Annotated in this window: 25 protein-coding genes; 18 read left to right on the top strand and 7 right to left on the bottom strand. The window is 64.8% G+C overall.

All coding sequences use genetic code 11. The features are described 5' to 3' along the window. Positions 1-177: 177 nt before the first annotated feature. From OVA12_RS17570 to OVA12_RS17555, 4 genes are all read left to right on the top strand, one after another. The gene (locus OVA12_RS17570; RefSeq protein ID WP_268139586.1) at positions 178-633 is read left to right on the top strand and encodes a methylglyoxal synthase; all 456 of its coding nucleotides are present in this window, start codon (positions 178-180) and stop codon (positions 631-633) included. Then, a complete protein-coding gene (glk, locus tag OVA12_RS17565) occupies positions 630-1661 on the top strand; it encodes a glucokinase (RefSeq protein ID WP_268139584.1) in 1032 nt (343 codons plus the stop codon). The genes OVA12_RS17570 and glk overlap by 4 nt, the downstream gene beginning before the upstream one ends. After that, a complete protein-coding gene (gene hrpB, locus OVA12_RS17560) occupies positions 1639-4176 on the top strand; it encodes an ATP-dependent helicase HrpB (protein ID WP_442793893.1) in 2538 nt (845 codons plus the stop codon). Before glk ends, hrpB begins: the two co-directional genes overlap by 23 nt. 118 nt (positions 4177-4294) lie before the next feature. Then, positions 4295-5149, top strand: coding sequence for a DUF1186 domain-containing protein (locus tag OVA12_RS17555; RefSeq protein ID WP_268139580.1), 855 nt, complete (start codon positions 4295-4297; stop codon positions 5147-5149). A gap of 289 nt (positions 5150-5438) precedes the next feature. On the opposite strand, the gene OVA12_RS17550 is transcribed toward OVA12_RS17555, so the two are convergent. Together OVA12_RS17550 and OVA12_RS17545 are read right to left on the bottom strand one after the other, a co-directional pair. Beyond that, on the bottom strand, positions 5439-6497 hold the full coding sequence (locus tag OVA12_RS17550; protein ID WP_106753904.1) for an aromatic ring-hydroxylating oxygenase subunit alpha: 1059 nt from the start codon (positions 6495-6497) through the stop codon (positions 5439-5441). Between the two features lie 165 nt (positions 6498-6662). After that, entirely contained in the window at positions 6663-7250 is a 588-nt protein-coding gene (locus OVA12_RS17545) for a hypothetical protein (protein WP_268139578.1), read from the bottom strand. Positions 7251-7590: 340 nt separating this feature from the next. Between OVA12_RS17545 and OVA12_RS17540 the strand changes: the two genes are divergently transcribed. The 5 genes from OVA12_RS17540 (at position 7591) to mepA (ending at position 12042) form a co-directional block, all read left to right on the top strand. Then, on the top strand, positions 7591-8388 hold the full coding sequence (locus tag OVA12_RS17540) for a class II glutamine amidotransferase (RefSeq protein WP_268139576.1): 798 nt from the start codon (positions 7591-7593) through the stop codon (positions 8386-8388). Between the two features lie 32 nt (positions 8389-8420). Continuing rightward, a complete protein-coding gene (locus OVA12_RS17535; RefSeq protein ID WP_268139574.1) occupies positions 8421-8999 on the top strand; it encodes a helix-turn-helix domain-containing protein in 579 nt (192 codons plus the stop codon). A 77-nt stretch (positions 9000-9076) separates the two neighbouring features. Continuing rightward, positions 9077-9643 carry a GNAT family N-acetyltransferase gene (locus OVA12_RS17530; RefSeq protein WP_268139572.1) on the top strand — a complete coding sequence of 189 codons (567 nt, stop codon included), beginning with the start codon at positions 9077-9079 and terminating at the stop codon, positions 9641-9643. 178 nt (positions 9644-9821) lie between these two features. After that, positions 9822-10907, top strand: a complete 1086-nt coding sequence (locus OVA12_RS17525; protein WP_268139570.1) for a patatin-like phospholipase family protein — start codon at positions 9822-9824, stop codon at positions 10905-10907. Positions 10908-10995: 88 nt separating this feature from the next. Then, complete coding sequence (mepA, locus tag OVA12_RS17520; protein ID WP_268139568.1) at positions 10996-12042, top strand: penicillin-insensitive murein endopeptidase; 1047 nt, start codon at positions 10996-10998, stop codon at positions 12040-12042. Between the two features lie 7 nt (positions 12043-12049). On the opposite strand, the gene OVA12_RS17515 is transcribed toward mepA, so the two are convergent. Beyond that, entirely contained in the window at positions 12050-12577 is a 528-nt protein-coding gene (locus OVA12_RS17515) for a GNAT family N-acetyltransferase (protein ID WP_268139566.1), read from the bottom strand. Positions 12578-12745: 168 nt separating this feature from the next. Between OVA12_RS17515 and lepA the strand changes: the two genes are divergently transcribed. The 3 genes from lepA (at position 12746) to OVA12_RS17500 (ending at position 16938) form a co-directional block, all read left to right on the top strand. Continuing rightward, the gene (gene lepA, locus OVA12_RS17510) at positions 12746-14551 is read left to right on the top strand and encodes a translation elongation factor 4 (protein WP_268139564.1); all 1806 of its coding nucleotides are present in this window, start codon (positions 12746-12748) and stop codon (positions 14549-14551) included. A 559-nt stretch (positions 14552-15110) separates the two neighbouring features. Next, on the top strand, positions 15111-15638 hold the full coding sequence (locus OVA12_RS17505; RefSeq protein WP_268139562.1) for a PAS domain-containing protein: 528 nt from the start codon (positions 15111-15113) through the stop codon (positions 15636-15638). Beyond that, on the top strand, positions 15616-16938 hold the full coding sequence (locus tag OVA12_RS17500; protein WP_268139560.1) for a methyl-accepting chemotaxis protein: 1323 nt from the start codon (positions 15616-15618) through the stop codon (positions 16936-16938). The genes OVA12_RS17505 and OVA12_RS17500 overlap by 23 nt, the downstream gene beginning before the upstream one ends. 94 nt (positions 16939-17032) lie before the next feature. Here the strand turns inward: OVA12_RS17500 and OVA12_RS17495 are convergent, their stop codons facing one another. Then, positions 17033-17233 carry a cold-shock protein gene (locus tag OVA12_RS17495; protein ID WP_268139558.1) on the bottom strand — a complete coding sequence of 67 codons (201 nt, stop codon included), beginning with the start codon at positions 17231-17233 and terminating at the stop codon, positions 17033-17035. Positions 17234-17588: 355 nt separating this feature from the next. On the opposite strand from OVA12_RS17495, the gene OVA12_RS17490 reads away from it, so the two are divergent. Together OVA12_RS17490 and OVA12_RS17485 are read left to right on the top strand one after the other, a co-directional pair. Continuing rightward, complete coding sequence (locus OVA12_RS17490) at positions 17589-18224, top strand: peroxiredoxin (protein WP_268139556.1); 636 nt, start codon at positions 17589-17591, stop codon at positions 18222-18224. Positions 18225-18277: 53 nt separating this feature from the next. Next, positions 18278-18682, top strand: a complete 405-nt coding sequence (locus tag OVA12_RS17485; protein WP_268139554.1) for a GFA family protein — start codon at positions 18278-18280, stop codon at positions 18680-18682. A 13-nt stretch (positions 18683-18695) separates the two neighbouring features. On the opposite strand, the gene OVA12_RS17480 is transcribed toward OVA12_RS17485, so the two are convergent. The 3 genes from OVA12_RS17480 to OVA12_RS17470 are packed head-to-tail and all read right to left on the bottom strand — an operon-like array spanning position 18696 to position 21403. Further along, the gene (locus OVA12_RS17480; RefSeq protein WP_268139552.1) at positions 18696-19562 is read right to left on the bottom strand and encodes an SDR family oxidoreductase; all 867 of its coding nucleotides are present in this window, start codon (positions 19560-19562) and stop codon (positions 18696-18698) included. A gap of 39 nt (positions 19563-19601) precedes the next feature. Then, positions 19602-20438 carry a TrmH family RNA methyltransferase gene (locus OVA12_RS17475; protein WP_268139550.1) on the bottom strand — a complete coding sequence of 279 codons (837 nt, stop codon included), beginning with the start codon at positions 20436-20438 and terminating at the stop codon, positions 19602-19604. Continuing rightward, complete coding sequence (locus OVA12_RS17470; protein ID WP_442793892.1) at positions 20435-21403, bottom strand: class I SAM-dependent methyltransferase; 969 nt, start codon at positions 21401-21403, stop codon at positions 20435-20437. Before OVA12_RS17470 ends, OVA12_RS17475 begins: the two co-directional genes overlap by 4 nt. 223 nt (positions 21404-21626) lie before the next feature. Here OVA12_RS17470 and OVA12_RS17465 point away from each other — a divergent pair, with 223 nt between their 5' ends. The 4 genes from OVA12_RS17465 to OVA12_RS17450 all read left to right on the top strand — a co-directional run bounded on the left by OVA12_RS17465 (position 21627) and on the right by OVA12_RS17450 (position 26810). Continuing rightward, on the top strand, positions 21627-22589 hold the full coding sequence (locus OVA12_RS17465; protein WP_268139548.1) for a GAF domain-containing protein: 963 nt from the start codon (positions 21627-21629) through the stop codon (positions 22587-22589). Positions 22590-22992: 403 nt separating this feature from the next. Next, on the top strand, positions 22993-23697 hold the full coding sequence (locus tag OVA12_RS17460; protein ID WP_268139546.1) for an SRPBCC family protein: 705 nt from the start codon (positions 22993-22995) through the stop codon (positions 23695-23697). A 121-nt stretch (positions 23698-23818) separates the two neighbouring features. Then, complete coding sequence (locus OVA12_RS17455) at positions 23819-24307, top strand: (2Fe-2S)-binding protein (protein WP_268139544.1); 489 nt, start codon at positions 23819-23821, stop codon at positions 24305-24307. A 139-nt stretch (positions 24308-24446) separates the two neighbouring features. After that, on the top strand, positions 24447-26810 hold the full coding sequence (locus OVA12_RS17450) for a xanthine dehydrogenase family protein molybdopterin-binding subunit (RefSeq protein ID WP_268139542.1): 2364 nt from the start codon (positions 24447-24449) through the stop codon (positions 26808-26810). The last annotated feature ends 26 nt before the right edge of the window (positions 26811-26836 follow it).

The following is a 26836-nucleotide window of genomic DNA, read 5'->3' as shown; positions in this document are numbered from 1 at the left end:
ACCAGCGTGTTGACAGGGGGCATCCGGGCTGCGCCAGGCGAGTCCTCCCCAATTTAGCAAGCCCTACTTTCCGATGACGCATCGTCCAGCTTTGCGTTTGCCGGCTGAAATCGCTAAAGCTGTGCCGAACCATACGGGACGGTGGCGGCAAGGCCCCGTGACACGGGAGACGACGGCATGCAGGCAGACGGCTCGGAGCGCTCGGTACAGAAACCCGTGCTGGCGCTTGTGGCGCATGATGCCAAGAAGGACACCATCGTGGCCTTCGCTGAACGCAATCGGGAAAAGCTGGTCGATTATCGCCTGGTTGCCACCGGCACGACCGGCGGCCGCATCAAGGATGCCTGCCCGGAGCTTGACGTCACCCGGCTGAAGAGCGGCCCGCTCGGCGGCGACCAGCAGATCGGCGCCATGATCGCCGAAGGCCAGCTCGACGGGCTGATGTTCTTCGTCGATCCGCTCTCGCCCATGCCGCATGATGTCGACGTGAAGGCGCTGATGCGCCTCGCCCTCGTCTATGACATCCCGATGGCGCTTAACCTGTCCACCGCCGAGATCCTGCTGCGCTCGGCCCGGCTGACAGGCCTTTCGTCCACTTCGACCACGCCCCAGATTGCGGATCTCCGCCCATGAGCCTTTCCTCCTCGCGCCCGCGCGGTTTCCGTTTTCCCGTCCTGGTCGGCGACGTGGGCGGGACCAATGCCCGCTTCGCGCTGGTGATGGACGCCACGCAGCCGGCGCTGCCGCTGCCGGCGGTCGCCACCGCCGACTATCCGGACATCACCGCCGCGATCCAGGCCTCGATCGCCGAGGCCCGCGCGCCGCAGCCCCGCAGCGCGATCATCGCCGTGGCCGGACCGGTCACCGGTGACCGAATCCCGCTGACCAACGCCCACTGGGTGGTCGAACCGCTGCAGATGATCGACGGCCTGATGCTGGAAGACGTGGTGATCCTCAACGACTTCGAGGCGCAGGCGCTGGCGCTGCCGGGTCTGGCAGGGACCGACATCGAGCAGATCGGCGGCGGCACGGCACTGGCCGGGGCGTCCAAGTTCGTGCTCGGACCGGGCACGGGGCTCGGTGCGGCCGCCATGATCCATGCGGCGGACACCTGGATCCCGGTTCCGGGCGAAGGCGGCCATGTGGAGCTTGGACCCGTCACCGACGACGACTTCCTGATCTGGCCGCATGTGGAACGCGCCGGCGGGCGCGTCGGCGCCGAACAGCTTCTCTCCGGCACCGGCCTGCCGATGCTGGCCCGGGCCGTGGCCACCGCGCGCAAGGCCGACCGCGACTTCCGCAAGGGGGCCGAGATCACCCGTGCCGCCAGCGACGGCGATCCGGTGGCGGTGGAAACACTGCAGGTCTTTGCCCGCTGCCTCGGCCGTGTCGCCGGCGATTTCGCCCTGACCGTGCTGGCGCGCGGCGGCGTCTACATCACCGGGGGCGTGACGTCCTACATTGCCGACTACCTGCGTGACGGCGGGTTCCGGGCGGCCTTCGAGGCCAAGGCCCCGCATGCTGGCCTGATGGCCTCGATCCCGACCTTCCTGATCCGGCATCCGAACCCGGCGCTGGAAGGGCTTGCGGCCTTTGCCCGCACGCCGGCCCTGTTCGCGGTCGGCACCGCCACCGGCAATGGACCCGGGCCGGGGCCCTGACCGTGCCGCACTGAGCGGGCGCAAGCCGGAAAGGCCCTCTCCGTTGGCCGAGGCCACTGCACCCCTGCCGATTGATGCGGTGCTGCCGGAGCTGCTCTCCGTGCTGCAGCGCAGCTCCTCGGCCGTGCTCGTCGCCGAGCCCGGTGCCGGCAAGACAACGCGCGTGCCGCTGGCGCTTCTCGCCGCCGACTGGACCGACGGCCGCCGGATCCTCGTTCTGGAACCCCGGCGGCTGGCCGCGCGTGCGGCGGCGCGGCGCATGGCGGAGACGCTCGGAGAGCCGGTCGGCGAGACCGTCGGTTACCGGGTGCGCATGGATGCGAAGGTTTCGGCCCGCACGCGCATCGAGGTGGTGACCGAAGGTGTCTTCACCCGCATGATCCTCGACGAGCCGGAACTGCCCGGCATCGCCTGCGTCCTCTTCGACGAATTCCACGAACGCTCTCTGGACGGCGACTTGGGCCTCGCGCTGGCGCTCGACGTGCAGGGCGCGCTGCGCGACGACCTGCGGCTGGTGCCGATGTCGGCGACGCTGGATGCGGCCTCCGTTGCGCGGCTGCTCGGCGATGCGCCGGTGATCGAGAGCAAGGGCCGCAGCTTCCCCGTGGAGACGCGCTACCTCGGCCGCAGCCCGGACGAGCGCATCGAGCCGCAGGTGGTCCGCGCCATCCGCAAGGCGCTGGCCGAGGAAAGCGGGTCGCTGCTCGTCTTCCTGCCCGGTCAGGGCGAGATCCGCCGGGTAGCGGAGATGCTGGAGGGCCAGGTCGGCCCCACGGTCCAGATTGCCCCGCTCTATGGCGCGCTCGACGGCAAGGCGCAGGATCTGGCGATCCGGCCGGCCGGGCCGGGCCTGCGCAAGGTGGTGCTGGCCACTGCCATCGCCCAGACCTCGCTGACCATCGAGGGGGTGCGCGTCGTCATCGACAGCGGACTGTCTCGGGTGCCGCGCTATGAGCCGCAGACCGGGCTGACGCGGCTGGAAACGGTGCGCGTCGCGCGTGCCACCGCCGACCAGCGGCGCGGCCGCGCCGGGCGAACCGAACCGGGCGTCTGCTACCGGCTGTGGGACGAGGCGCAGACACAGGCGCTGGCCGCCGCCGAGCGGCCCGAAATCCTCGAGGCGGACCTCTCCTCGCTGCTGCTGGACCTGGCCGCCTGGGGCACGAGCGATCCGGCCAGCCTGAGCTTTCCCGACCAGCCCCCCGCCGCTGCGCTGCAGGAGGCGCGCAGCCTGCTGCAGGGCTGTCACGCGCTGGACGCTGCCGGCCGCCTGACGCCGCATGGCAAGCGCCTTGCCCGGCTGCCGCTTGCACCGCGACTGGCGCACATGCTGGTGGAGGCCGAAGGACTGGGCCTCGGCCGGCTGGCGGCCGATGTCGCCGCGATCCTGAGCGAGCCGGGCCTCGGCGGGCAGGATGTGGACCTGCGCGAGCGGGTGCGGCACCTCAGAGCCGACGGCAGCCCGCGCGCCCGCGACGCCCGGGCGCTGGCCACCCGCTGGCGCGATCTGGCCGGGCGGAGCCGGGGAAGCACGGATGCGGATCTGCCTGAGCAGGCCGGCGAGGTGCTGGCACTGGCCTATCCCGAGCGCGTCGCGCAGCAGCGCGGCCAGCGGGGCCGCTTCCGTCTTGCCAACGGGCGCGGGGCCGACATGCCGGAAGAACTGGCGCTGGCTGCCGAACCTTTCCTCGCCGTGGCCGACATCCAGGGCAAGGCTGCGAGCGGGCGCATCCTGCTGGCCGCCCCGCTCGGCCTTGATGACATCGAGACGCTGTTTGCCGCCGACATCACCGAGGAAGACGAGGTGAAGCTGGAGCCCTCCGGCGCCGTGCGGGCGCGCCGGGTGCGGCGGATGCGGGCGCTGGAGCTGGCGAGCCGACAGATCAATGCCCCGGACCCGGCACTGGTCACCGCCGCGCTGGTGGAGGAACTGGCGCGCCGGGGCGTCGCGCGCCTGCCCTGGAGCAACGACCAGCTGCGGCTGCGCGCCCGGGCCGGCTTTGTCCGGGCCGCCGGCGAGACCACCCTGCCCGACCTGTCGGACGCGGCGCTGGGGGCGACGATGCAGGACTGGCTGGCGCCCTATCTGGCAGGCCGAAGCCGGGTCGGCGATGTCTCGGCCGAGGTGCTGGGCAACGCGCTGGCGGGGCTTCTGGGCTATGGCGGCGCGGCGGAGCTGGACCGGCTGGCACCCTCGCATTTCACCGCGCCGACCGGCTCCAGCGTGCCGATCGACTACGGCTCGGAAGCCGGACCGACAATCTCGATCCGGGTGCAGGAGCTGTTCGGCCTGGCGCAGCATCCCTCGGTCGCCAATGGCCGCATTCCGCTGACGCTGGAGCTGCTGTCGCCCGCGCACCGGCCGATCCAGATCACCCGCGATCTCCCCGGTTTCTGGTCAGGCTCCTGGGCGGATGTGAAGAGCGAGATGAAGGGCCGCTATCCCAAGCATCCCTGGCCGGACGATCCGCTGAATGCCGAGGCAACGCGCCGGGCAAAACCCCGGGGAACCTGAAGCTTCGGTCAATTTGTGCTTGTGCAACCGTCATCGCCACGGCTAGAGCGCCGTGATAAGACACTCGCAATCAGGTTTCCGGCCCAAAGGAAGCCGCCCGCAAGACAAGGACTTCACCATGACCGCGCTCGATGCTGCCAGCCTGATCGATGCCTTTACCGCCGGAGAAGGCTTCCCGGAAGACGCGGTCAAGGCCTGCCTTGATGCGCCCGAAGCCGCCAAGCCGGGCTTGCTCGCCATCCTGGAAGATCGCGCCAACGGCGGAACCGGGCCGCTGAGCCAGCGCGACGTCAAGGGCGATGCCTGCTTCATCGCCCTGCACATTCTGGCCGACATCGGCGCAAGCGAGGCCTTTGCACCGCTCATGCGCCTGCTGCAGACGGAAAACCTCGACCTCGAGGCGCTGTTCGGCGATGCCATGACCGAGACGATGGGGCCGATCCTGATTGCCCTCAACCCGGGCAACCACGCTGCGCTCGAAGCCGGGTTCAGCAACAATGCAGCCGATGAATTCGCTCGCGACGCCATGATGGTCGCCTGGGCGCATGGCGTGCTGACCGGTGCTGTTGACCGCGCGCATGCCCATGCCCAGCTCGCCGCCTTCCCGACGGCCGTCAAGCCGGCGCCGGACAGCTTCGTCTGGGGCACCTATGTGGCGGTTGCCGGCGATCTTGGCTTTGCCGATCTTCGCCCCACGATCGACGTCCTGTTCGAGAACGGCGCCATCGCCATGGACGAAGGCGGTTTCCGGCCGGCCGACCCGGAAGACTTCGGCTATCACCTGGAAGCAGCGGAAGTTGCGAAGGAGAGCGAAGAGACCCATACGCTCTGGCTGGCAGCAAACCGCTATTACGCGTTCGAAGACACCATCGAAATGCTGGGCGACTGGTCCTGGGATGGTGACGAGGCCGAGTGGGAGGATGTCCCCATGCTGCTGGCCGCCGAAGACGATACGCCTTTCGACAAGAACTGAGACGCCTCGCGTCAGATCATCAAAACGGAAAGAGCCCGGTCGCAAGCCGGGCGTTTCAGCATGATGACAGGCCTGGACCTCTCCGGCGTCATCCCGGCCGGGCGAAGCGCCGAGCCGGGACCGGAGAGCCGAGGCATAAATATTTCAACGAGTTAAAACTGGAAGACCGTGACTCGCCGATCCCGGGTCTCCGCTTCGCTGCGCCCGGGATGACGACAAAAGGTTTGTCAGCAGTCTGAAGCCCCTGCCTCCAAAAGGGCTTTCTCATCCTGTTGAGATCGGTTGCCGGTCAGCTCATCCAGCGCAGGACCCGGCCACGTACCGGGTTCTGGAACTCCCGGCCTTCGGCCTGCGCATCCGTCCACTCGCGCTTCAGCTGCATCCACCAGCGGCCCTGGGTGTCGGCATCGTTGATCAGCATCAGCTTCGGATTGTACTCCAGCCCCTCGCGCTGCTGGATGACCACGCGCCGGTCCTGGCCGAGAAACACGTTCATCAGATGCCGCATCAGTGGCTTGAACGGTCCGATCCAGCCCATCGACGCCCAGAACATCTGACGGACCTCCGTCTCGTCTTCCGTGACCGGGGTGATGGTGGTGAGGCCGACGACGGAGTGCTTCGAGCCCTTGATATGCTCGATGCGCAGGCCTGGCAGGGCGTAACGGATCTCAGTGGTCACGTCGTCGCCCAGCAGCTTGTACGCGATGTTCTGCGGCGGCAGCTTGTGGCGCACCATGGCCCAGCCAAGCTCTGACGGCTCGAATTCCTTGCGCTTGGGACGCAGCTTTGTGGCGTTCTTCTTGAACCACCAGGATGTGTGCACGAAGGCGGCGTGGGTCGGATCCATAAGGCCCAGCGCCGCATGGTCAACCGAACAGACGAAGGGCTGCATGATATGCAGCGCCGGGCCGGTGGCGGCATCGAAGTCCGGCAGCATCGGCGGGCGTGGCTGGCGGCCGTCCTCAGGGCGTTCGCCAGCGGCAGAGAAATAGACCCAGACGAGGCCCTGCTGCTCGATCGCCGGATAGGCACCGCAGGTGATCTTGGAGAAGTCGATGACCTGATCTTCATGGGTCGAGGGGATGTCGACGCAGACGCCGTCCGTATTGAACCGCCAGCCGTGATAGCAGCACTGCACCGTTTCGCCATCAAACTTGCCGTGGCGAAGAGGAATACCGCGATGCGGGCAGATGTCGCGCAGGGCAAACACCTTGCCGGCCTTGTCACGGCCAAGCAGCACCATGTCGCCCATCAGCTTCTTGCCGGTCATGGCGCCCGGCTTGATCTCGGCGCCGAGGCAGGCCACGTACCAGAGGCCGCGCAGCAGTTCCGCCTTCAGATTGTCCACGCGCTGATCTCCCAGACTGCCACACGATTGGCTGCGTCCGCCGCAAGGAACGCGGCCGGTTGATGCGGATGTAGCCGGTCAGGCGAAGTCGCTCAAGGGGGCAGGCTGTCCGGTCAATTCCGGACGCGTGGCGCGGTGCAACGGGACTGGGGTGTGGCTACCCGCTCAGGCGAAGCCAGAAATCAGGTTGCCGAGCTGCTTGTCGGTGCCAGCGTAAAGCGAGGACACCGATGCGCTCTGGTAGCTGGAGGAAACGCCGTTACCACTGACTTCGATGTTCATCGCGCTGGCGGAACGGGACGTCAGGCCGGTCTGGCTGTTGTAGGAGACCCGGTCAAACGAGACGAAAGAGGCGGAAATCTTCTGGCCACCGATCTCGCCTTCGATCACGGTTTCGGTGATCGTGGCGCTTTCATAGGCTGCGCTCGCGCCCTGTCCGCCTTCTTCACCCAGAGCACCGCGGATCTTGCCTGCCGTATCGAGATAGTCCTCGATCGTGGCCAGCTTGCCGGACTTGTCGTCGTCGTCCTTCTCGGACTTGCCCTTCTCGACGGCTTCCTGCAGCGCGGAAATGACGACGGCGTCTTCTTCTGCCTTCTTCGCGGCAAGGTCGAGGACATTGGTCACCGGAACAGCCTTGGCAGGCCCTTCATCTGCTCCGCCCGCCTTGCCGCGCCCGCCTGCGTCGAGACTGCCCTGCTGCATGGCAAAGAGGCTTGCACTGGTGGTCGTCGACTGGATCGAGAGCTGCATCGGATGGCTCCGGCATGGTCTGCGCACCGGTTGCGGCAGATCCTGAAATCAGCCTTGCAAAAGAATGGTTAACATCACGTTAACCACTGCGAGGCCTCGAACCTGGGGCGACCCGGAAACCGCAAGCAGTCAAAGCGAATTCGTTCCAATGCTCCGTTTGCAGCATGGGAAAAGTATCGAACCATTAACGATCAGATGGGACACTTTGAGCGTCGCCGCTGAAGAATACCGAAAAATCCGGATCTCATCCCAACCCTACCTCCTTAATCTTGCCGGGATTGGAGGGATCCTTTGCCGGGTACCTTCGGTGCGTTTCTCCATTTGCAGGTCCTGTTGATCCATGTGCCGTCTGGCTGCCTACCTGGGGACCGAGATCCCCCTCGAAAACATCATCGCCAAGCCGAAACATTCCCTGCTTGTCCAGAGCCTTGATGCGCAGGAGGCAAAGCTCAGGGTCAATGGCGACGGGTTCGGTATCGCCTGGTATGGCCACCAGACAGAGCCGGGCCTTTTCAAGGACGTGCTGCCGGCCTGGGCCGACACGAACCTGCAGAGCATCTGCCGTCTGGTGAAGGCACGACTGTTCCTCGCCCATGTGCGGGCCGCGACAACGGGCGCTACCTCGCGCGACAACTGCCATCCATTCTCCTGCGGCCGCTGGTCCTTCATGCACAACGGCAACATCGGCGATTTCACGCGCATTCGCCGTGAAATGGAGATGCTGATCGACGAGGACTATTACGCCTGCCGGAAAGGCACGACGGACAGCGAACTGTTCTTCCTGCTGCTGATGACCAATGGCCTCAACACCGATCCGCAGGCCGCGCTGGACAAGACACTGTCGCAGGTGCTGGACATCGCCGCGCGTCGCACGACCGGGGAAAAGCCGATCCGGCTGACCTGCGTGTTCACCGAAGGCGAGAAACTCTACGCGTTCCGTTTCGCCGACGATGGTCAGGCCCCGACCCTCTATCTCTCCGAATGCCTGGACCACGGCGGCCGCGCCTTTGCATCCGAGCCGCTGGAGGGGGCCTGCGCCCGGTGGCGTGCGGTGGAACCGGACAAGCTGTATGTTCTGAGCTGCGACGGCGCGATGACCCGCCCGCTTCGCCTGGAGAACGCCTTCGCCGAGGCTTGACGGCCGCCCATATTTGGGAAATATTCCCGAATATGGAAAACACGCACGCATCTCCCCCCGAGACTGACCTCGATTCACAGATTGCCCAGCGACTGCGTCAGCTGCGCCTGGACAAGGGCTGGTCACTCGATGACCTCGCCAAACGCAGTGGCGTCAGCCGGGCGACCCTGTCCCGGCTTGAGAACGCCGACGTCAGCGCAACGGCCCAGGTGCTGGCCCGTCTGACAACGGCGCATGGCATCACCCTGTCCCGGCTGATGCAGATGGTCGAAGACGAGGCGCCAGCACGCGTTCCGCTGGCCGCGCAAGTGCTATGGACGGATCCCGACACCGGCTATCGCCGGCGGATCGTTTCGCCGCCAGCCCGATCGCTTGCCGGAGAGGTGCTGGAGTCCACCCTCCCCCCTGCGACCCGCATTGCCTATGACGCCCCGCCCCGGCCCGGCCTAGAGCATCACCTGGTGATGTTGGAAGGCACGCTGTCGGTGACACTAGGCAACGTCCGGCATGACCTCTCCGCCGGCGACTGCCTTCGGTTCCGCCTGACCGGCAGCAATTCCTACGAGACGCCCGGCGAGAGTGGCGCGCGGTACCTGCTGTTTCTGGTGTGAACGACAGCAGCTCCAAAACTACAGATCAGGTCCGGGCGTGATCCCGACCCAAGAATCCCGACAAACAGAGGTGACAGATGACCCTTGCCGAGAAAACGCCGGCCCCTGCCGCACGCCTTGTCCGCCTGACCGCGGACACGTTTGAAGATCACGTCGTTGGCCTTGCCGAAGTGCTGACCGCCTGCGTCCTCGACGGGGCGAGTGTCAGCTTCGTTGACCCGTTCAGCCCCGCCGACGCGCTGCGTTTCTGGCGCGGCAAGGTCTTGCCGGGCGTTGTAACCGGCGACGTTGACCTGATCGTCGCGCTGGTCGGCGATGAGGTTGCAGGCACCGTGCAGCTGGCTGCCGATACGCCGGCCAACCAGCCGCAGCGCGCCGATGTGCGCAAGCTTCTGGTTCACCCCAAGCACCGCCGCAAGGGCATTGCCCGATCGCTGATGCTGGAAGCCGAAACATGTGCCGCAGCCCGGTCGCGGAGCCTTCTCACCCTCGACACCCGAACCGGCGACGCCGGTGAGCAGCTCTACCTTGACCTCGGCTATCAGGTCATCGGCCACATCCCGGCCTACGCCCTCGACCCGCGCAAGCAGCGGTTCGAGGACTGCACCTTCATGTACAAGCAGCTTGTCCAGTTGCCCGGCTGACGGCTGGACGGGTTTGGCGCATTTGCCATTCCCTAACCCTGACTTCACGTTCCGGGGCAACTGCCTTGCCCCGGCCTTGCCCAGGTCTCATTCCTCACCAAAACTGCAATCCTCGCAGCCGGATCTCCGGCTCGGGGCGCATGCGGGGGCGCTTGACGGCACACGAATGAGGCAGGACATGGCAGCGACAAAGCGGTTCATTCTTTCCATCGACGGCGGCGGCATGCGGGGGTTGATCCCTTTGCGTGTTCTGGAAGCGCTGGAGGGAAAGCTGACACAGGCTGGCGTCGAGTTGCCGATGTATCGCCTGTTCGACCTGATGTGCGGCAGCTCCACCGGCGGTTTGATTGCCGCTGGTCTTGCCGCACCCAAGGCAACCGGTGGCCACGGCGAGGTTGCGGCAACGCTTGCCGAGCTGCGCAGGTTCTTCGAGGAAGATGCCCGCGCCCTGTTCAGCCACAGCCTGCGCAAGCGGATTTCGCGCTTCGTGACGCATCCGTTCGGTGTCTTCGATGAACGTTACGACGCCCGCCTGCTCGAACAGATGCTGAAGGAACGCTTCGGCTGGACCTCCATGCAGAGCGCCCTGACGCACCTGGTCCTGACCGGCTATGACATCGAGCACCGCCGCACCTTGTTGATGGGCACGACTCCGACCGTAACAGGCGCAAGACCAGACGATTACTACATCTGGCAAGGTGTGCGCGGCGCAATGGCTGCGCCCTCGTTCTTCGAGCCGGCACGGCTCGACAACCTGACGCTCGGCCGCCAGGAGGCGATCATCGACGGCAGCGTCGTCCATGCCGATCCGGTTCTGGTCGCCTATGCGGCTGCGCGCCGGCAGGGCTGGGCGCCACGTGACATCGTCATCCTGTCGCTTGGCGTCGGCCATGCCCCAGATCGCGCCATCAACCCGGCTCAGGCGGAAAACTGGGGCGCGCATGGCTGGATGCTGCCCTCTAATGGTGCGCCGGTCTGGTCGATCCTGACCAGCGCGCAGGCGGAGGGCGTTGCCGAAGCGGCCCAGTTGCTGTTCAACGAAATGGATGGACCGACCTACATCCGCATCGACGGCACCGTCCCGGCCGAAGCGGAAGACTGGGACAATGCCCGGCCCGGCAACCTTCTGCTGCTGAACGGCGCAGCGGACCTCATCATTCGCGACCACGCGCAGGTGCTGGACCGGCTCGCGGCCATCATCGCCGCTGCCCTTCATGGGGATACAGCGCCGCAGGCCGGAACAACCTGCTCTGCCGCAGCTTGACCGCAGCCAGGGCATGATTAAGGAAACGTAAATGCCTCCGGCGCAGGATTCGAAGCCGGGGCCACTGGCCCATCGCGGAGATCCGATCATGACACTGCGCCGCCGTCCGAGTTGCAGCACACGGTCAAGGCTTGCCCTTGGCATGGTGTCCGTCGCCACCGGCTTTGCGCTGCTTGTCGGACCGGCAGTGGCTGCAGGGCCGGTGCCCACTGCAAAGCCCTCGGCCAGCAGCAGCGCCGCAGCTGCGCCGGCAGCGTCGCCCCAGCCCGACGCAGCGCCTGTGACGCCAGCGGCGCTGAAAGGCGATGCTCCGGCCAAGGACTATTTCGGCGCGATGAAGGGCCCGGCACCGCTTGCGGCCCGCTCGATCGGATCCTACGCCAAGGGCTGTCTTGCCGGAGCGAACGCACTGCCGGTCAACGGTCCGACGTGGCAAGTCATGCGCCTGTCGCGCAACCGAAACTGGGGACATCCGGACCTGATCCGCTATCTTCAGGACCTTGCCAAGGCGGCCCCGACGCTCGGCTGGAACGGGCTGCTGGTCGGTGATCTGGCACAGCCGCGCGGCGGGCCTATGACATCAGGCCATTCCAGTCACCAGATTGGCCTTGATGCAGACCTCTGGCTCACGCCGATGCCGAACCGCATCCTGAGCGCCGAAGAACGGGAGAACATTTCCGCCATCTCGATGGTCAAGCATCCGCAGGACAAGGCCGGGGCAGACCGCAGCGTTGATCCATCGAAATGGACGGACACTCATGCCGCGCTGATCCGATTTGCGGCGCGCGACAAGCGTGTTGCGCGGATCTTCGTCAATCCGGCGATCAAGAAGGCCCTGTGCGAATTCGAAACCGGTGACCGGGCCTGGCTCAACAAGGTCCGGCCCTGGTGGGGGCATGACTATCACTTCCATGTCCGCATCGCCTGCCCGGCCGGCAGCGCCGGCTGTTCCGACCAGGACGCACCGCCTCCCGGCGACGGCTGCGGCGCGGACCTCACCTGGTGGCTGTCGGACGAACCCTGGGTGCCTAAGCTAGATCCGATAACGGGCGCCCCGCCCCCTGTCGAGAAGAAGCGGCCAATGGCCCTCTCGGCCCTGCCGAAGGACTGCACCAGCGTGCTGACGGCACGCTGAGACAGGCTCAGACGGCCGTTCCGGCGGCTGGAGCCGGAGCGTTGTCCAGGATCAGGGTCATGAACACAAGGTCGAGCCAGCGGCCGAACTTGAACCCCACTTGTGGCAGGCGCCCGGTCGTCTCGAAACCCAGTCGCGCGTGCAGGGCGATCGAGGTCGCATTCTCGGCGTCGATCGCGCCGACGAGCACATGGACGCCTGCGGTCTTTGCTTCGGCGATGAGCCGCTGCATAAGCGCCTTGCCGACGCCCCGACCCTGCGCAGCCTCAGTCACATAGACTGAATGCTCCATGGTCAGCCGGTAGCCCTCCTTGGCGCGGAAGGGACCATAGCTGCCGTACCCTAGGATCGTTCCGGCATCGTCCACGGCCACGACCACCGGCAGCCCAGCACCGGTCCGGCCATTGAACCAGGCCTGACGCTCTGCCAGCGTTTCCTGCTTGTCCGTCCAGATCGCGGCGAGGCGCCGGACCGCATCATTGTGAATGTCGAGAAGGGCGGGGACGTCATCGAGCGTGGCGGGCCGAAGAAGCATGGTGGCATCCTTTAGGGTCGTGTTCGCAATCCGCCTAGCCTGTTTGCCCTCAGGTGGGAATACGCCAGTTGCCGCAACCGCGAATTCGTCGGCAAAAGCTCAAATTCTCCGCGTCTTCGCTCCGCAATCCCCTTTGCGCAAATCAAAGGGAGTGGTAAACGCTCGACCATGACGAGCCAGCCCATTTCCAATATTCGCAACTTCTCCATCGTGGCCCATATCGACCACGGCAAGTCCACTCTCGCCGACCGTCTCATCCAGATGACGGGCACGATGACGGACCGGGAGATGACCGATCAGGTTCTCGACTCGATGGACATCGAGCGCGAACGCGGCATCACGATCAAGGCGCAGACCGTGCGCCTGATCTACGTGGCCAAGGACGGCAAGCAATACACGCTGAACCTCATCGACACGCCAGGTCACGTCGACTTCGCCTACGAAGTGTCGCGCTCCCTGGCCGCCTGCGAAGGTTCGCTGCTGGTGGTCGACGCCAGCCAAGGCGTGGAAGCGCAGACGCTGGCCAACGTCTACCAGGCGATCGACAACAACCACGAGATCGTGACCGTCCTTAACAAGATCGACCTTCCCGCCGCCGAACCGGACCGGGTCAAGGAGCAGATCGAGGAGGTGATCGGCATCGACGCGTCGGAAGCGGTGATGATCTCGGCCAAGACCGGCCTTGGCATCGATGATGTGCTGGAAGCCATCGTCAACAAGTTGCCTGCGCCGAAGGGCGACCGCGACGCGCCGCTGAAGGCCATGCTGGTCGACAGCTGGTACGACGCCTATCTCGGCGTGATGGTGCTCGTGCGCATCATCGACGGCACGCTAAAGCGTGGCCAGCGCGTGCGCATGATGGGCACCAACGCGGCCTATGAAGTGGACCGCATCGGCGTCATGACGCCGAAGTTCATCCCCATCGACGAGCTTGGACCCGGCGAGATCGGCGTTCTGACCGCGTCGATCAAGGAAGTGGCCGACACCCGCGTCGGTGACACGATCACCGACGAGCGCAAGCCCTGTGACGAGGCGCTGCCGGGCTTCAAGCCGGCGCAGCCGGTTGTGTTCTGCGGCCTGTTCCCGGTGGATGCGGCCGAGTTCGAGGATCTGCGTGCCGCCGTCGGCAAGCTGCGCCTCAACGACGCCAGCTTCTCCTTCGAGATGGAAACCTCGGCCGCACTCGGTTTCGGCTTCCGCTGCGGCTTCCTTGGGCTGCTGCACCTCGAAATCATCCAGGAGCGCCTGTCGCGCGAGTTCGATCTGGACCTGATCGCCACCGCCCCTTCGGTGGTCTATCAGATGACCCTGACGGACGGCACCGAGGTTGACTTGCACAACCCGGCCGACATGCCGGATGTGGTGAAGATCAAGGAAATCCGCGAGCCGTGGATCCGCGCCAACATCATGACGCCGGACGAGTATCTCGGTGCGATCCTCAAGCTGTGCCAGGACCGGCGCGGTGTGCAGGTGGATCTGGCCTATGTCGGTTCGCGCGCGATGGTCACCTATGACCTGCCGCTCAACGAAGTCGTCTTCGACTTCTACGACCGGCTGAAGTCTATCTCCAAGGGCTACGCGTCCTTCGACTACACCTTGACGGACTATCGCGAAGGCGACCTCGTCAAGATGTCGATCCTCGTCAACGAGGAACCGGTGGACGCCTTGTCGATGCTGATCCATCGCTCGCAGTCCGAGCGCCGTGGCCGTGCCATGTGCGAGAAGCTGAAGGACCTGATCCCGCGGCACATGTTCAAGATCCCGATCCAGGCCGCCATCGGTGCCCGCGTGATCGCGCGCGAAACCCTCGCAGCCCTGCGCAAGGACGTGACCGCCAAATGCTATGGCGGCGACGCCACCCGCAAGCGCAAGCTTCTGGAAAAGCAGAAGGAAGGCAAGAAGCGGATGCGGCAGTTCGGCAAGGTCGAGATCCCGCAGGAAGCCTTCATCAAGGCCCTCAAGATGGACGAGTGAGCGCTGCGGCCATAGATGGCCTCATCGCGCCAGCCTTCGGACACCAGTCTCCTGACACCAGTCAGGCTGAACTCGGCAGCAGAATACAAACCCCTGCGTTGACCTTCCTCTCGGGATGTCACGCAGGGGTTTTTCGTTTGTGCAGACCGGTGCGTCACGATGATCCTGCTCAAGCTTGAAGCTGGAGCGTACCATCATAGCATCAAGCCGACGTCGGAAATTCGCATTTTCTAAAGTTGAATTATATACTTCGCCCACCCAACCACAACACTTGGCGGCGCCCAATTTGATTTCGCAGTTCCGCTATGTGAGTTTACATATCGCATTATTTACAAGATATACTTTTCGGCCGAATACATGCCTTATCAGGTTTCATGCCGTAACTTGTATCCTCAGCGTTTTTTCGCAGTCCGGAACAAATTTATACGCCGGCTTCATGTCTGATTAACGGCATCTGCATATGACTTCCCTTATAACGTGCAACAGTTCGATCAGTCGCGAGCGGACTGGGGGGAGCCGGAGGGGCTTTCCCGCACGCCTGAAACCAGGACGGGATCACATGGCAAGACAGGCAATCCAGCCGACCGGCGTGGAGAGGTTCTTCAACGAAAACGACCTGATCGTCTCAAAGACCGATCTGAAGGGGCGCATTACCTATACCAACCGGGTCTTTCGGGACATCTCCGGCTTTTCCGGGGCAGAACTTGACGGCGCCCCGCACAGCCTCATCCGCCATCCGGATATGCCGCGATGCGTGTTCAAGCTCCTTTGGGACACGATCGAAGCTGGCGGAGAGATCTTTGCCTATGTGAAGAACATCTGCGCCAACGGGGATCACTATTGGGTGCTGGCGCATGTGACGCCCTCCTATGACGCGGCCGGACGCATGATCGGATACCATTCCAACCGCCGGGTCCCGAACGCGGCCATTGTCCGCGAAACGATTACACCCCTCTACGCCAAGCTGCTGTCCACCGAGCGACAGGCAGCCGATCGCAAGGTGGGAATGCAGGCCGGTCACGCCGTCCTCGCGGGACTTCTGAAGGACAAGGGCACGAGCTATGATGAATTCATCCACACTCTCTAAGGCGATCGTTGCCGCCGCGCTCGCGCTCATCGCCAACATTGTCGCCATCGCAGCCGGACTGTGGGGCATGACCACTGCGTCCCTCGTGGCAGCGGCCATCGGCGCGGTGCTTCTGGCGGGGTGTGTGGCCTTTCTTGTCCGCAGCCGGGCCACGATCGCCCATGCGGCAGATGTTTGTTCGCGCGTTGGGTGGGGCGATTTCGAGGTCCGGGCCAATGACCTGTCGGCGAAGGGCGAGCTGGGCGATCTTCTGCTGGCCCTCAACCATCTGATTGACCGCACCGACGCATTCATGCGCGAAGCCGCGGCCTCGATGTCGGCGATCCACCAGAACCGCTACTATCGCCGGATCCAGCCTGGCGGATTGGCTGGCGCGTTTCTTCGCAACGCTTCCATCATGAACGACGCGACCGAGACCATTCAGGGGCGCGTCGGTGCATTCCATCATTCGACCAGCGCCTTCGAGGCTGAGGTCAGCGAGATTGCGCACAAGCTGGAAGCCGCAGCCAGCGAGATGACCGAAACCGCCCGCGATCTCAACGACGTGGCTCAGTCCAACAGCGAGCGCATGACCACGGTGGCGACAGCAACCGGCGACGCCTCCAAGCATGTCCTGGTCGCATCGCAGGCGACAGAACGGTTGTCCCACTCGGCCCGCGAAATCGGTGCCCAGATCAACCGCTCGGCGACCATCGCGCGCCAGGCCGTCCAGCAGGTGGAACAGGGCCAGGCCAAGGCCAAGGGACTGTCCGCCTCCACCGAGGCCATTTCGGCGATCATCGCGCTCATTTCCGATATTGCCGACCAGACCAATCTGCTGGCTCTCAACGCAACGATCGAAGCCGCCCGCGCGGGCGAGATGGGACGCGGCTTTGCCGTGGTCGCCAACGAGGTAAAACAGCTGGCTGGTCAGACCGCCAAGGCGACCAAGGAAATCACCGACTCGCTTGCTGAAGTGGAAAGTGCGAGCCGTGAGACTGTGATTGCCTTCGACGCGGTTTCCACCACCATCGCCGAGATTGAGGGAATTACATCGATCATCGCCTCGGCCTCCGGTGAACAGAGCCGGGCCACCGCTGAGATCGCATCGACCGTCGAAGCGACGGCGCGGCGAACCAGCGAAGTCAGCGACAATGTCGTCGGCGTCAGCAGTGCAGTTGGAAGCACGCAGGATTCAGCCGGTATCGTGCTTCATTCGGCAGGAAATGTTGCCGAGACCGCGAGTGAGCTGACCAGTGTCGTCGCCCGCTTTGTCCAGACATTGAAGCGTGGGCCACTGGAGGAACAGGACGCCGCCTGACGGTACCCGGCAAACTGACGGCAACAAAAAAGGGCGGAGAAATCCGCCCTTCGTCGTTTGGCGCAGCCGGTCGGGCGCGCCCTTGTCAAAAGGCTCAGAGAACCTTGACGTGTTCGGCAAGACCGCGCCCTGCACGATACGCCATGTCGAAGGCCACAAGCTGGCCCTCCTTCAGCGTTTCGATGCCAGAGCGGCGGAGGCTGTCGATCTCGACCAGCACATCATCGCCTTCATGCGGTTCGATTGCACCGACACCGCGGTGCATGTCGAACCATTTTACGTTTCCATGATCCATGGACTTACTTCCGTTAATACTCACTACGTCTTATACACCGACTGTATAGCCGGACTTTGAAACGTCTTGATGACAGTTTTGATTGAAACGTCGCCGCATCTAGCCAGCTTTGGCTTGTGGCAACCTTACGCGAGTTTGCGGACTTCTGGTTAATCAGCGGTTAATCCGCTTGCAGATTGCCACGAGGCGCATCCAGAACGGGACGCATCACTCACTCGCCACGCTAAGGTGGTACATGACTGCGGCAATTTCAAGGGGCGTCAGCGCATTCACCCTGTGATAGGTAACAGGGGTTGGTTCTTGATTGCATGTCCGGGCCCTGGCCCGGTCCTCTGCCTGTCAAAAAGGAAGTCACATGTCCGCCTTGCTTCTCGGCGATCTCGCCCCCGATTTCGAAGTCGACACCACCTCTGGTCCGCTGCGCTTCCACGAGGCTATCGACGGCCATTGGGCCGTGCTGTTTTCCCATCCGAAGGATTTCACGCCGGTCTGCACAACCGAGCTTGGCATGACCGCCAAGCTGAAGGACGAGTTCGACAAGCGCGACGTCAAGGTGTTTGGCGTGTCGGTGGATCCGATCGAGGATCACCATGCCTGGATCGGCGACATCAAGGATACCCAGGGTGTTGCCCTCAACTTCCCGCTGATTGCCGACCCCGCCCGCACGGTTGCGAGCCTCTATGGCATGATCCATCCGAACGCCAGCGACACCTTCACCGTGCGTTCGCTGTTCGTCATCGGCCCGGACAAGAAGATCAAGCTGAAGATCGAGTACCCGGCCTCCACGGGCCGCAACTTTGACGAGGTGCTGCGCGTTATCGACTCGCTGCAGCTCACCGCCAAGCATCAGGTCGCGACGCCGGCCAACTGGACCTCGGGCGACGACGTCATCATCGTTCCCTCGCTCAATGACGAGGCGGCCAAGGCGAAGTTCCCGGATGGCTGGAAGACGCTGAAACCTTACCTGCGCATGGTTGCACAGCCGAAATGATCCGCCAGCGCCGGAAGCCTGCTTCCGGCGCTGCACCTTTGTCGGGAGGGAACATGACCGCGACCCCAATCCGTCACGGGCGCTGCCTCTGCGGCGCCGTCGAACTCATCGTCACAGGGCCGATGCGCGAGGTTGTTGCCTGCCATTGCAAGCAGTGCCGCCAATGGACGGGCTATTACTGGGGCGCGACTGCCTGCCCCGATGACAGTCTTGCCGTGACCAAAGGAGAGGATCGGATCGTCTGGTACCGGTCTTCGGAAACAGCACGCCGCGCCTTCTGTGGCGCCTGCGGCAGTCACCTGTTCTGGAAGATGGACGGCACCAGCCAGATCTCGATGTCACCGGGACTTTTCGAAGATCCAACCGGCTTTGGCATCGGTCGCCACATCTTCTGCGCCGACAAGGGTGACTACTACGAGCTACCGGAGGACGCAGAACAGGTCGCAAAATACACCTGATCCGCGTCGCCGGTCAGTCGGCCTCGCCGGCCGCCTTCAGGGCTTCCAGCGCGACACGGTAATTGGGAAACTGGAACCTGTAGCCCAGTTCCTCCTTCACTCGGACATTAGCGACCCGCTTGTTCTCGCCGTAGAACGAGCGCGCCATCGGGGTCAGTTCGGCCGTGGCGAAGTCTTGTTCCGGTGGCGGGCTAATACCCATCAGCTCGGCCGCATAGGTCACGACATCCTGCGGCGGGCAGGGCTCATCGTCGGTGACGTTGAAGATGCGCGTGCGTGGCCGGGCCATGGAGGCCTCCAGTGCGCCTGCAATATCGGCGACATAGATGCGGTTGAACACCTGCCCCGGCTTGATCAGCCGTTTTGCCGTGCCCTTCTTGAGGTTCTCGAAGGCGTTGCGCCCGGGGCCGTAGATGCCAGACAGGCGGAAGATCTGCACCGGCAGGTCAGCCTCCCGGCCGAAGGCGAGCCAGGCGTTCTCAGCGTCGACGCGCTGCACCGAGCGCTTGGAAACCGGCTTGCAGGGCGTGTCCTCGTCGACCCAGGCCCCGTCATAATCGCCATAGACGCCGACGGTCGAGAGATAGCCGATCCACTCCGGCCGGGCGGCGGCGATGTCGCGGCCATGGTGCACCAGCGCCGGATCGCCGGCCTCGTCCGGTCCGATCGACAACAGCACATGAGTGGCGCTTGCCAGTGCGGCGGCAACGCCGGCACCCGGCGCCGCGCCGTCGAACAGGAAAGGCTCGACGCCCATGGCCCTCAACCGTTCGGCCTTGTCCTGCGACCGCGTGGTGCCGCCGATCCACTCGAACCGGTGCTTCACCCGCTCGATGAAGGCGCGGGACGAAAACCCGACACCGAAGACGAAGAGACGCATGCCAAGGCTCCTGCTGCGAAAGTCTGATCACTGACCCCGTTATAGGGCGAGATGCTTGCGGCGGATCTCGTAAAGCGCAATTCCCGTGGCGACAGCGAGATTGAGACTGTCCGCCTGCCCCGCCTGCGGGATGCGCACCAGGGTCTTGCAGGCAGCGGCGAGGTCTGCTGACAGCCCCTGCTGCTCATTGCCCATCACCAACAGCGCCGGCTCGGTGTAGTCGACGGTGCGGTAGTCGACCGAGCCTTCCAGATGTGTCGCCGCCACCGTGCCCGGCCAGCGGCCAACGAAGGCCTTGAAGGCCTCCGGGCTGGTCTTGACCAGCGGCACGTGAAACAGCGAGCCCATGGTCGCGCGCACCGCTTCCACCGCGAAGGGATCGGTGCAGTCGCCGATCAGGATGACGCCCGACGCGCCCACGGCATCGGCGGTCCGGATGATCGTGCCGAGGTTGCCGGGATCCCGCACCCGGTCGAGGGCGATCCAGACCGTGGAAGCGCGCGGATCGATGGCCTCGAGCGGCATCATCTGCTGCTCGTAGACACCCACCACCATCTGCGGATTGTCCTTGCGCGTGATCGCCTCGAGGATCGGCGTGTTGACCTCGAGGATCAGCGCCCCGCGTGCCTTGGCCGTGGCGGCAGCTTTCTGCGCCACCGGGTTGTCGCGCGCTTCCGGACCGATGGCGAGATAGCGCACCGTCCAGCCGGCGGCGAGCGCGTCGGTGGCCAGTTTCAGCCCCTCGGCCACGAACAGGCCGGTCTGGGTCCGGTGCTTGCGCAACGCCACCAGACCCTTGATGTCCTTGATGATCGGGTTGGAGTGGCTGGTGATCTGCTTCACCGCGCCGGCGCGCGGACGGGAGGTTTCGCTCATGCGCCGCTCCAGCGGGAAAAGAGGGAGGTGGAGAGCGCGCGCGGGCCGTTCTCCTCGCGGATGACCAGTTCGCCCGATTCCAGCAGGCCGCCCTGCTTGGCCAGCGTCTCGGCCATCAGCTCATGCACGGACAGGAACGAGGCGCGGATGGCATAGGCGGTCAGGATCATGAACAGCGCGTTGGGCGACAGGAGTTGCCGCAGCATGCCCAGCATCTCAGGCAGGTTCACGAACAGGTCCCACACCTCGCCCTTCGGACCGCGGCCATACTTCGGCGGATCGAGAATGATGCCGTCATAGGTGCTGCCGCGGCGCACTTCCCGGGCCACGAACTTGCTCGCGTCCTCGAGGATCCAGCGGATCGGCAGATCGTTCAGGCCCGAGAGGTCCTGGTTTTCACGCGCATAGGCAATGGCCTTCTTGGAGGCATCGACGTGGGTCACCTGCGCCCCGGCGGCGGCCGGAAGCAACGAGGCAAGGCCGGTGTAGCCGAACAGGTTGAGCACCTTGACCGGACGGTCCGGCTCGGCGGCCTTTGCCGCACGCACCTTCTCCATCACCCAGTCCCAGTGCGGAGCCTGCTCGGGGAACACGCCGACATGGCGGAAGGACATGAAACGCCCGAAATAGCGCGCCGGCCCATACGCCATTTCCCAGGTCTCGGGCACGCTGCCGGCGAACTTCCAGCGGCCGGGGCCTTCCTCGTCCACGTCGCCGGTGAAGACCGCGTCGGCCCGCTCCCAGACGGCCGGCTTCAGGCGTGGTGTGCCCATCGCCTGCGGCTCCGGGCGCACGACGGTGAAGCGGCCATAGCGTTCCAGCTTCTGGCCACGCCCCATGTCGAGGAGGGCGTAGTCCTTCCAGCCGGCCGTTTCGAGCACGACGGGCCAGCGCTGCAGCGGCGGCAGGCCGGCGCGCGGAAGGGACAAAGATTGCGGAGCGGCGGAAACCGGCGTGTCGGGCACGGCGTGACCTTTTCAACTGCGAAAGAAAACCAGAAGAAAGCCATTAGGCCGGGCGCGCCGCCCGGTCAATCAATCCGGGCCGATTTCCGGCCTTGCACGGACACGTGAGCGGCTTTCCCGGCGATAAATGCGAAAGCTTTTGACAACAGCACCGGGATTTGATCGCCTATCCCTTCAAGAGGAGAACAAACGGGCGAAAGACCCGTCTAGGGAGGAGAGACGCATGCTGAGCGTTCCTGGACGCGGGCGCAGCCATGCCGACCGCGTCGCCGAAGCTGTCAACAGCAAGGTCTGTGCCGCAACGTCAGGCATAGCGGCATCCTGGCGCCGTTCGATGGTCTATCACGGACTTGACCCTGCCAGCCGCCGGTCGGCCCATCGTGTCGAGGACGGTTCCCTGCGCCAGGCGCGTGAACGATCGCAGGACCTGATCCGGATCGCCATGCCAACGCTGGAGCGGCTTTACTCCACGCTCGGCAGCAGCGGCTGCTCCGTGGCCCTTACCGATACCGACGGACTGATCCTCGAGGCCCGCCGCGCGGCCGGCGATGCCAGGGACTTTGACAGCTGGGGACTGGCGACCGGTGCCGTCTGGAGCGAGGCCATGGAGGGCACCAATGGCATCGGCACCTGCGCAGCGGAGCGCCGCGCGGTGGTCATTCACCAGGACCAGCATTTCCGCACCGACAACATCGCCATGAGCTGCATGGGGGCTCCGATCTTCGATCCGACCGGTCAAATGGCAGGCGTTCTCGATGTTTCCAGCTGCCGCCGTGATCTGGAACTGCCTTACGCGCAGATGCTGGGTCTCATCGTGGCAGAGAGCGCAAGAGCCGTCGAAAGCGACCTGTTCCGGTCGGCGTTTCATGGCTGCCGTATTGTCGTGGCCGAAGGTCATGGCACGGCGGGCGTTTCCCTGCTCGCCCTCGACAAGGATGACGTGATCGTCGGCGCAACGCGGCAGGCACGCAAGGCACTGGACCTGACGGATGCGCTGCTCGCAGCCGCGCCGTCAGCCGCGCCCTACCTCGGCGAGCAGGAAGGCGAAGGCCGCGGAACAGAACGGGCAGCTCTGCGCCGGGCGCTGGCCCGCGCCCAGGGCAACGTCTCGGCGGCCGCGCGCGATCTCGGCATCAGCCGGGCAACGATGTACCGCAAGATGGCGCAACACGGACTCAGTGACTGAGCCGCCAGCAAACCGGGCGTCGGTGCCCTGTCTCAGGGCTGAGACATTTCTCGGCTATCTCTAGGGAACCGCGCTTGCAGGCCTGCGCTTCAGGACGCAGTCTTGGGACGTCAGCCATTGCCGGGCCGCCCCTGGAGGAGGGGCAAGGCCGCAACCGGCTTGCGAGACGAGTGACCGGTGTGAACTATCCGAGGGGAACAAGTTCCTCCGGATGGCTGATGCGGGTCACGTCTCCGCTTGTCAGGGGCGCCAAGGTCCGACACTCTTGGCTGACGCAGCGCAGCGCTACACGTCAGGCGCGCAGCCGGTCCCTTCTATCAGCAGGGGGAAGGTTCCGCCCGGTTTGCAGCGACGCGAAAGTGCTCCGGACTGACCGGAGACGACAGAGGGAGGCCGGACCGTCATGGATATGTCGGGTGAGTATCGCATTCCCGCGCCACGCAACGATGTGTGGAACGCCCTGAACGATCCCGAGGTGCTGAAGGCTTGCATTCCTGGCTGCGAAAGCCTGGAAATGACGTCGCCGACACAGATGACGGCATCTGTCACCTCGAAAATCGGCCCGGTGAAAGCCCACTTTACCGGCGTCGTCACGCTCGAGAACATCAACCCGCCCGAAAGCTACACGATCACCGGCGAAGGCAAGGGCGGCGTCGCCGGCTTTGCCAAGGGCGGCGCGGATGTGAAGCTGACCGAGGACGGTGACGACACAATCCTGACCTATACCGCAAGGGCGCAGGTGGGCGGCAAGCTGGCCCAGCTGGGCAGCCGCCTGATCGATTCCACCGCACGCAAGATGGCCGACGATTTCTTCGGTAAGTTCTCGCAGATGGTTGCCGGTGCCGCGTCTGCCTCACAGGACGACGAGGCCGATGCCTCCGACCCTGATGTGGCAGTCCTAGAAGAGGCCCGGACCATCGCCATGAACCAGGCCGGCGAAGCTGTCATTCACGCGGCAGCCGACGTGGAACACCGGCTCGGCAAGGCCGTGGTGGACGCGGAAGGCAAGGTCGAGGAAGCCGCGGCCAAGGGAAGTTTCGGCGGCCCCGTCATGTGGGGTCTCATCGCGCTGGCGGCGGTTATCGCCGTTCTGGCTCTGGCAAGTTGAGGTGACCATCGGAGCGGAGGCAAGACCGATCCGGACGCAGAAAGACAACAGAAATCCGTGACATGACCCTGTCTGGCGGTGACGCGAACCGGTCAGGCAGACCTGAGGGAGGAACAAAAGCATGGCGAAAGTATCCATGACCGTGAACGGCAAGAAGGTCTCGGCGGATGTCGAAGACCGCACCTTGCTGGTTCACTATCTGCGGGAGGCCCAGGGCCTTACCGGAACGCATGTCGGCTGCGATACATCGCAGTGCGGCGCCTGCGTCGTGCATGTGAACGGCAAGGCCGTGAAGTCCTGCACCATGCTGGCGGCCCAGGCGAGCGGGGCGACCGTCACCACGATTGAAGGACTGGCCAACGGGGCAGATCTGCATCCGGTGCAGGCGGCGTTCCGCGAGCATCATGGCCTGCAATGCGGCTTCTGCACGCCCGGCATGATCATGGCCGCGGTCGACATGATCGAGCGGCATGGCGCGAACCTCGATGAGGCAACCATCCGCCACGAGCTGGAAGGCAACATCTGCCGCTGCACCGGCTACCACAACATCGTCAAGGCGATCAAAGCCGCGGCTGACCAGATGGCCAGCATGCGCACGGCGGCCGAGTAAGCGGCACGCTTCAGTTTCCCACCTGCGCGGTTGCCGCGCGGGACATCTGAACTGGACCGGCAGGCTGGATCAAGGCCGTGAGGAGGCGGCACCAGCCGGGCCGGACAAGCAGCAAGACGCTGCCTGAGGGAGAACGTCCATGGGAGTTCAAGGCATCGGGGCTCGTGCCCTGCGCAAGGAAGACAAGCGCTTCATCACCGGCAAGGGCCGGTACACCGACGACATGACGGCCGCGCGCATGACCTTTGCGGCTTTCGTACGCTCGCCGCATGCCCACGCCCGGATCACCGGGATTGATGCCAGCGCGGCGCTGGAGATGCCCGGTGTCGAGGCCGTGCTCACGGGTGAGCAGCTGGTCGGCGACGGCGTCGGCAACCTCATCTGCGGCTGGATGATCCATTCGCGCGACGGCACGCCGATGAAGATGGGGGCCTGGCGTGCGCTGGAACCGGAGATCGTGCGCTACGCCGGACAGGCGGTGGCCGTTGTCATCGCAGAGACCCAAGGCCAGGCCCGGGATGCGGCGGAAGCTGTCGTCGTTTCCTATGAGGAACTGCCGGTCATCGTCGACCCGGCTGCGGCACTGGAACCCGGCGCACCGCAGCTCCATCCGGAAGCCCCAGGCAACCTGATCTATGACTGGGTCATCGGCGACGAGGCCGCCACCAATGCAGCCTTCGCCAAGGCAGCCCATGTCACCAGGCTCGACATCACCAACAACCGTCTGGTGCCGAACCCGATGGAGCCGCGAGCAGCGCTTGCCGAATATGATGCGGCAGAGGAGCACTTCACGCTGCACACCACTTCGCAGAACCCGCATGTGGCGCGCCTGGTGCTGTCGGCCTTCTACAACATCGCACCCGAGCACAAGCTGCGCGTCATCGCACCGGATGTGGGCGGCGGTTTCGGCTCGAAAATCTACATCTACCCGGAAGAGATGGTCTGCCTGTGGGCATCCAAGCGCGTTGGCCGTCCGGTGAAGTGGGTCAGCGATCGGACCGAGGCCTTCCTCACGGATGCCCATGGCCGCGATCACCGGTCTGAGGCCGAACTGGCGCTGGACGCCAACCACAAGATCATTGGCTTCCGCGTAAACACCATCGCGAACATCGGCGCCTACATGTCGCTGTTCTCGTCATCGGTGCCGACCTACCTCTACGCGACGCTGCTGTCGGGCCAGTACGACATCCCGGCCATCTTCTGCAACGTGAAGGCCGTTTACACCAACACCACGCCGGTCGACGCCTACCGCGGTGCCGGACGGCCCGAGGCCACCTATCTGGTTGAACGCATGATGGAGACGGCTGCACGCGAAGTCGGGCTGGACCCGGCCGAGTTCCGCCGTCGCAACTTCATCCGCGCCTTCCCGCACCAGACGCCGGTGATCATGTGCTACGACGCGGGCGACTATGACGCCACGCTGGATGCGGCACTGAAGGCTGTCGACTATGCCGGCTTCCCCGCCCGCAAGGCCGAGGCGGCACGGCGCGGCAAGCTGCGCGGCATTGGCCTGTCCTGCTACATTGAGGCCTGCGGCATTGCGCCTTCGGCAGCTGTAGGGTCACTCGGCGCAGGCGTCGGCCTCTGGGAATCGGCCGAGGTACGCGTCAATCCGGTTGGCACCATCGAGGTCCTGACTGGCTCGCACAGCCATGGCCAGGGTCATGAGACCACCTTCGCCCAGCTGATCTCGGACCGCTTCGGCGTCGACACCGACAGTGTGTCGATCGTGCATGGCGACACCGACAAGGTACAGTTCGGCATGGGCACCTACGGCTCGCGATCCGGCGCGGTCGGCATGTCGGCCATCGTCAAGGCGCTCGACAAGGTCGAGGCAAAGGCCAAGAAGATCGCCGCGCATCTGATGGAAGCGGCCGAGGGCGACATCGTCTTCGAAGGCAGCCAGCTGAAGGTTGCAGGCACGGACAAGGCCCTGCCCTTCTTCCAGGTGGCACTCGCCGCCTACACGGCCCACAACCTGCCGGCCGGCATGGAGCCGGGCCTCAAGGAAGGCGCGTTCTACGATCCGTCGAACTTCACCTTCCCAGCGGGCACCTATGTCTGCGAGGTCGAGATCGATCCGGAAACCGGCAAGACGCAGATCATCAACTTCGTGGCTGCGGATGACTTCGGCAAGATCATTAACCCGATGATCGTCGAGGGCCAGGTGCATGGCGGTCTGACCCAGGGCATCGGGCAGGCGCTGCTGGAAAACGCCGCCTACGACGAAAGCGGTCAGCTGATCACCGGTTCGTTCATGGACTACACCATGCCGCGCGCCGACGACGTGCCGTCCTACACGCTGATGACGACGGAGACCATCTGCCCGGGCAACCCGCTCGGCATGAAGGGCTGCGGCGAAGCCGGCGCGATCGGCTCGCCCCCGGCCGTCATCAACGCCATCACCGACGCGCTCGGCATCCGCGAGATGGCCATGCCGGCAACCCCGGAGCGCGTCTGGAAGGCGATCCAGGACAGCCGCCGGGCGATGGCAGCCGAGTGACCAACGGCAGCGGGCTGGCGCGCTGA

The organism is Pannonibacter sp. SL95, from assembly GCF_026672425.1.
Taxonomy (GTDB): Bacteria; Pseudomonadota; Alphaproteobacteria; order Rhizobiales; family Stappiaceae; genus Pannonibacter.
The sequence above is the reverse complement of the archived record's forward strand: the minus strand, read 5'-3'. Positions and strand labels throughout refer to the sequence as shown.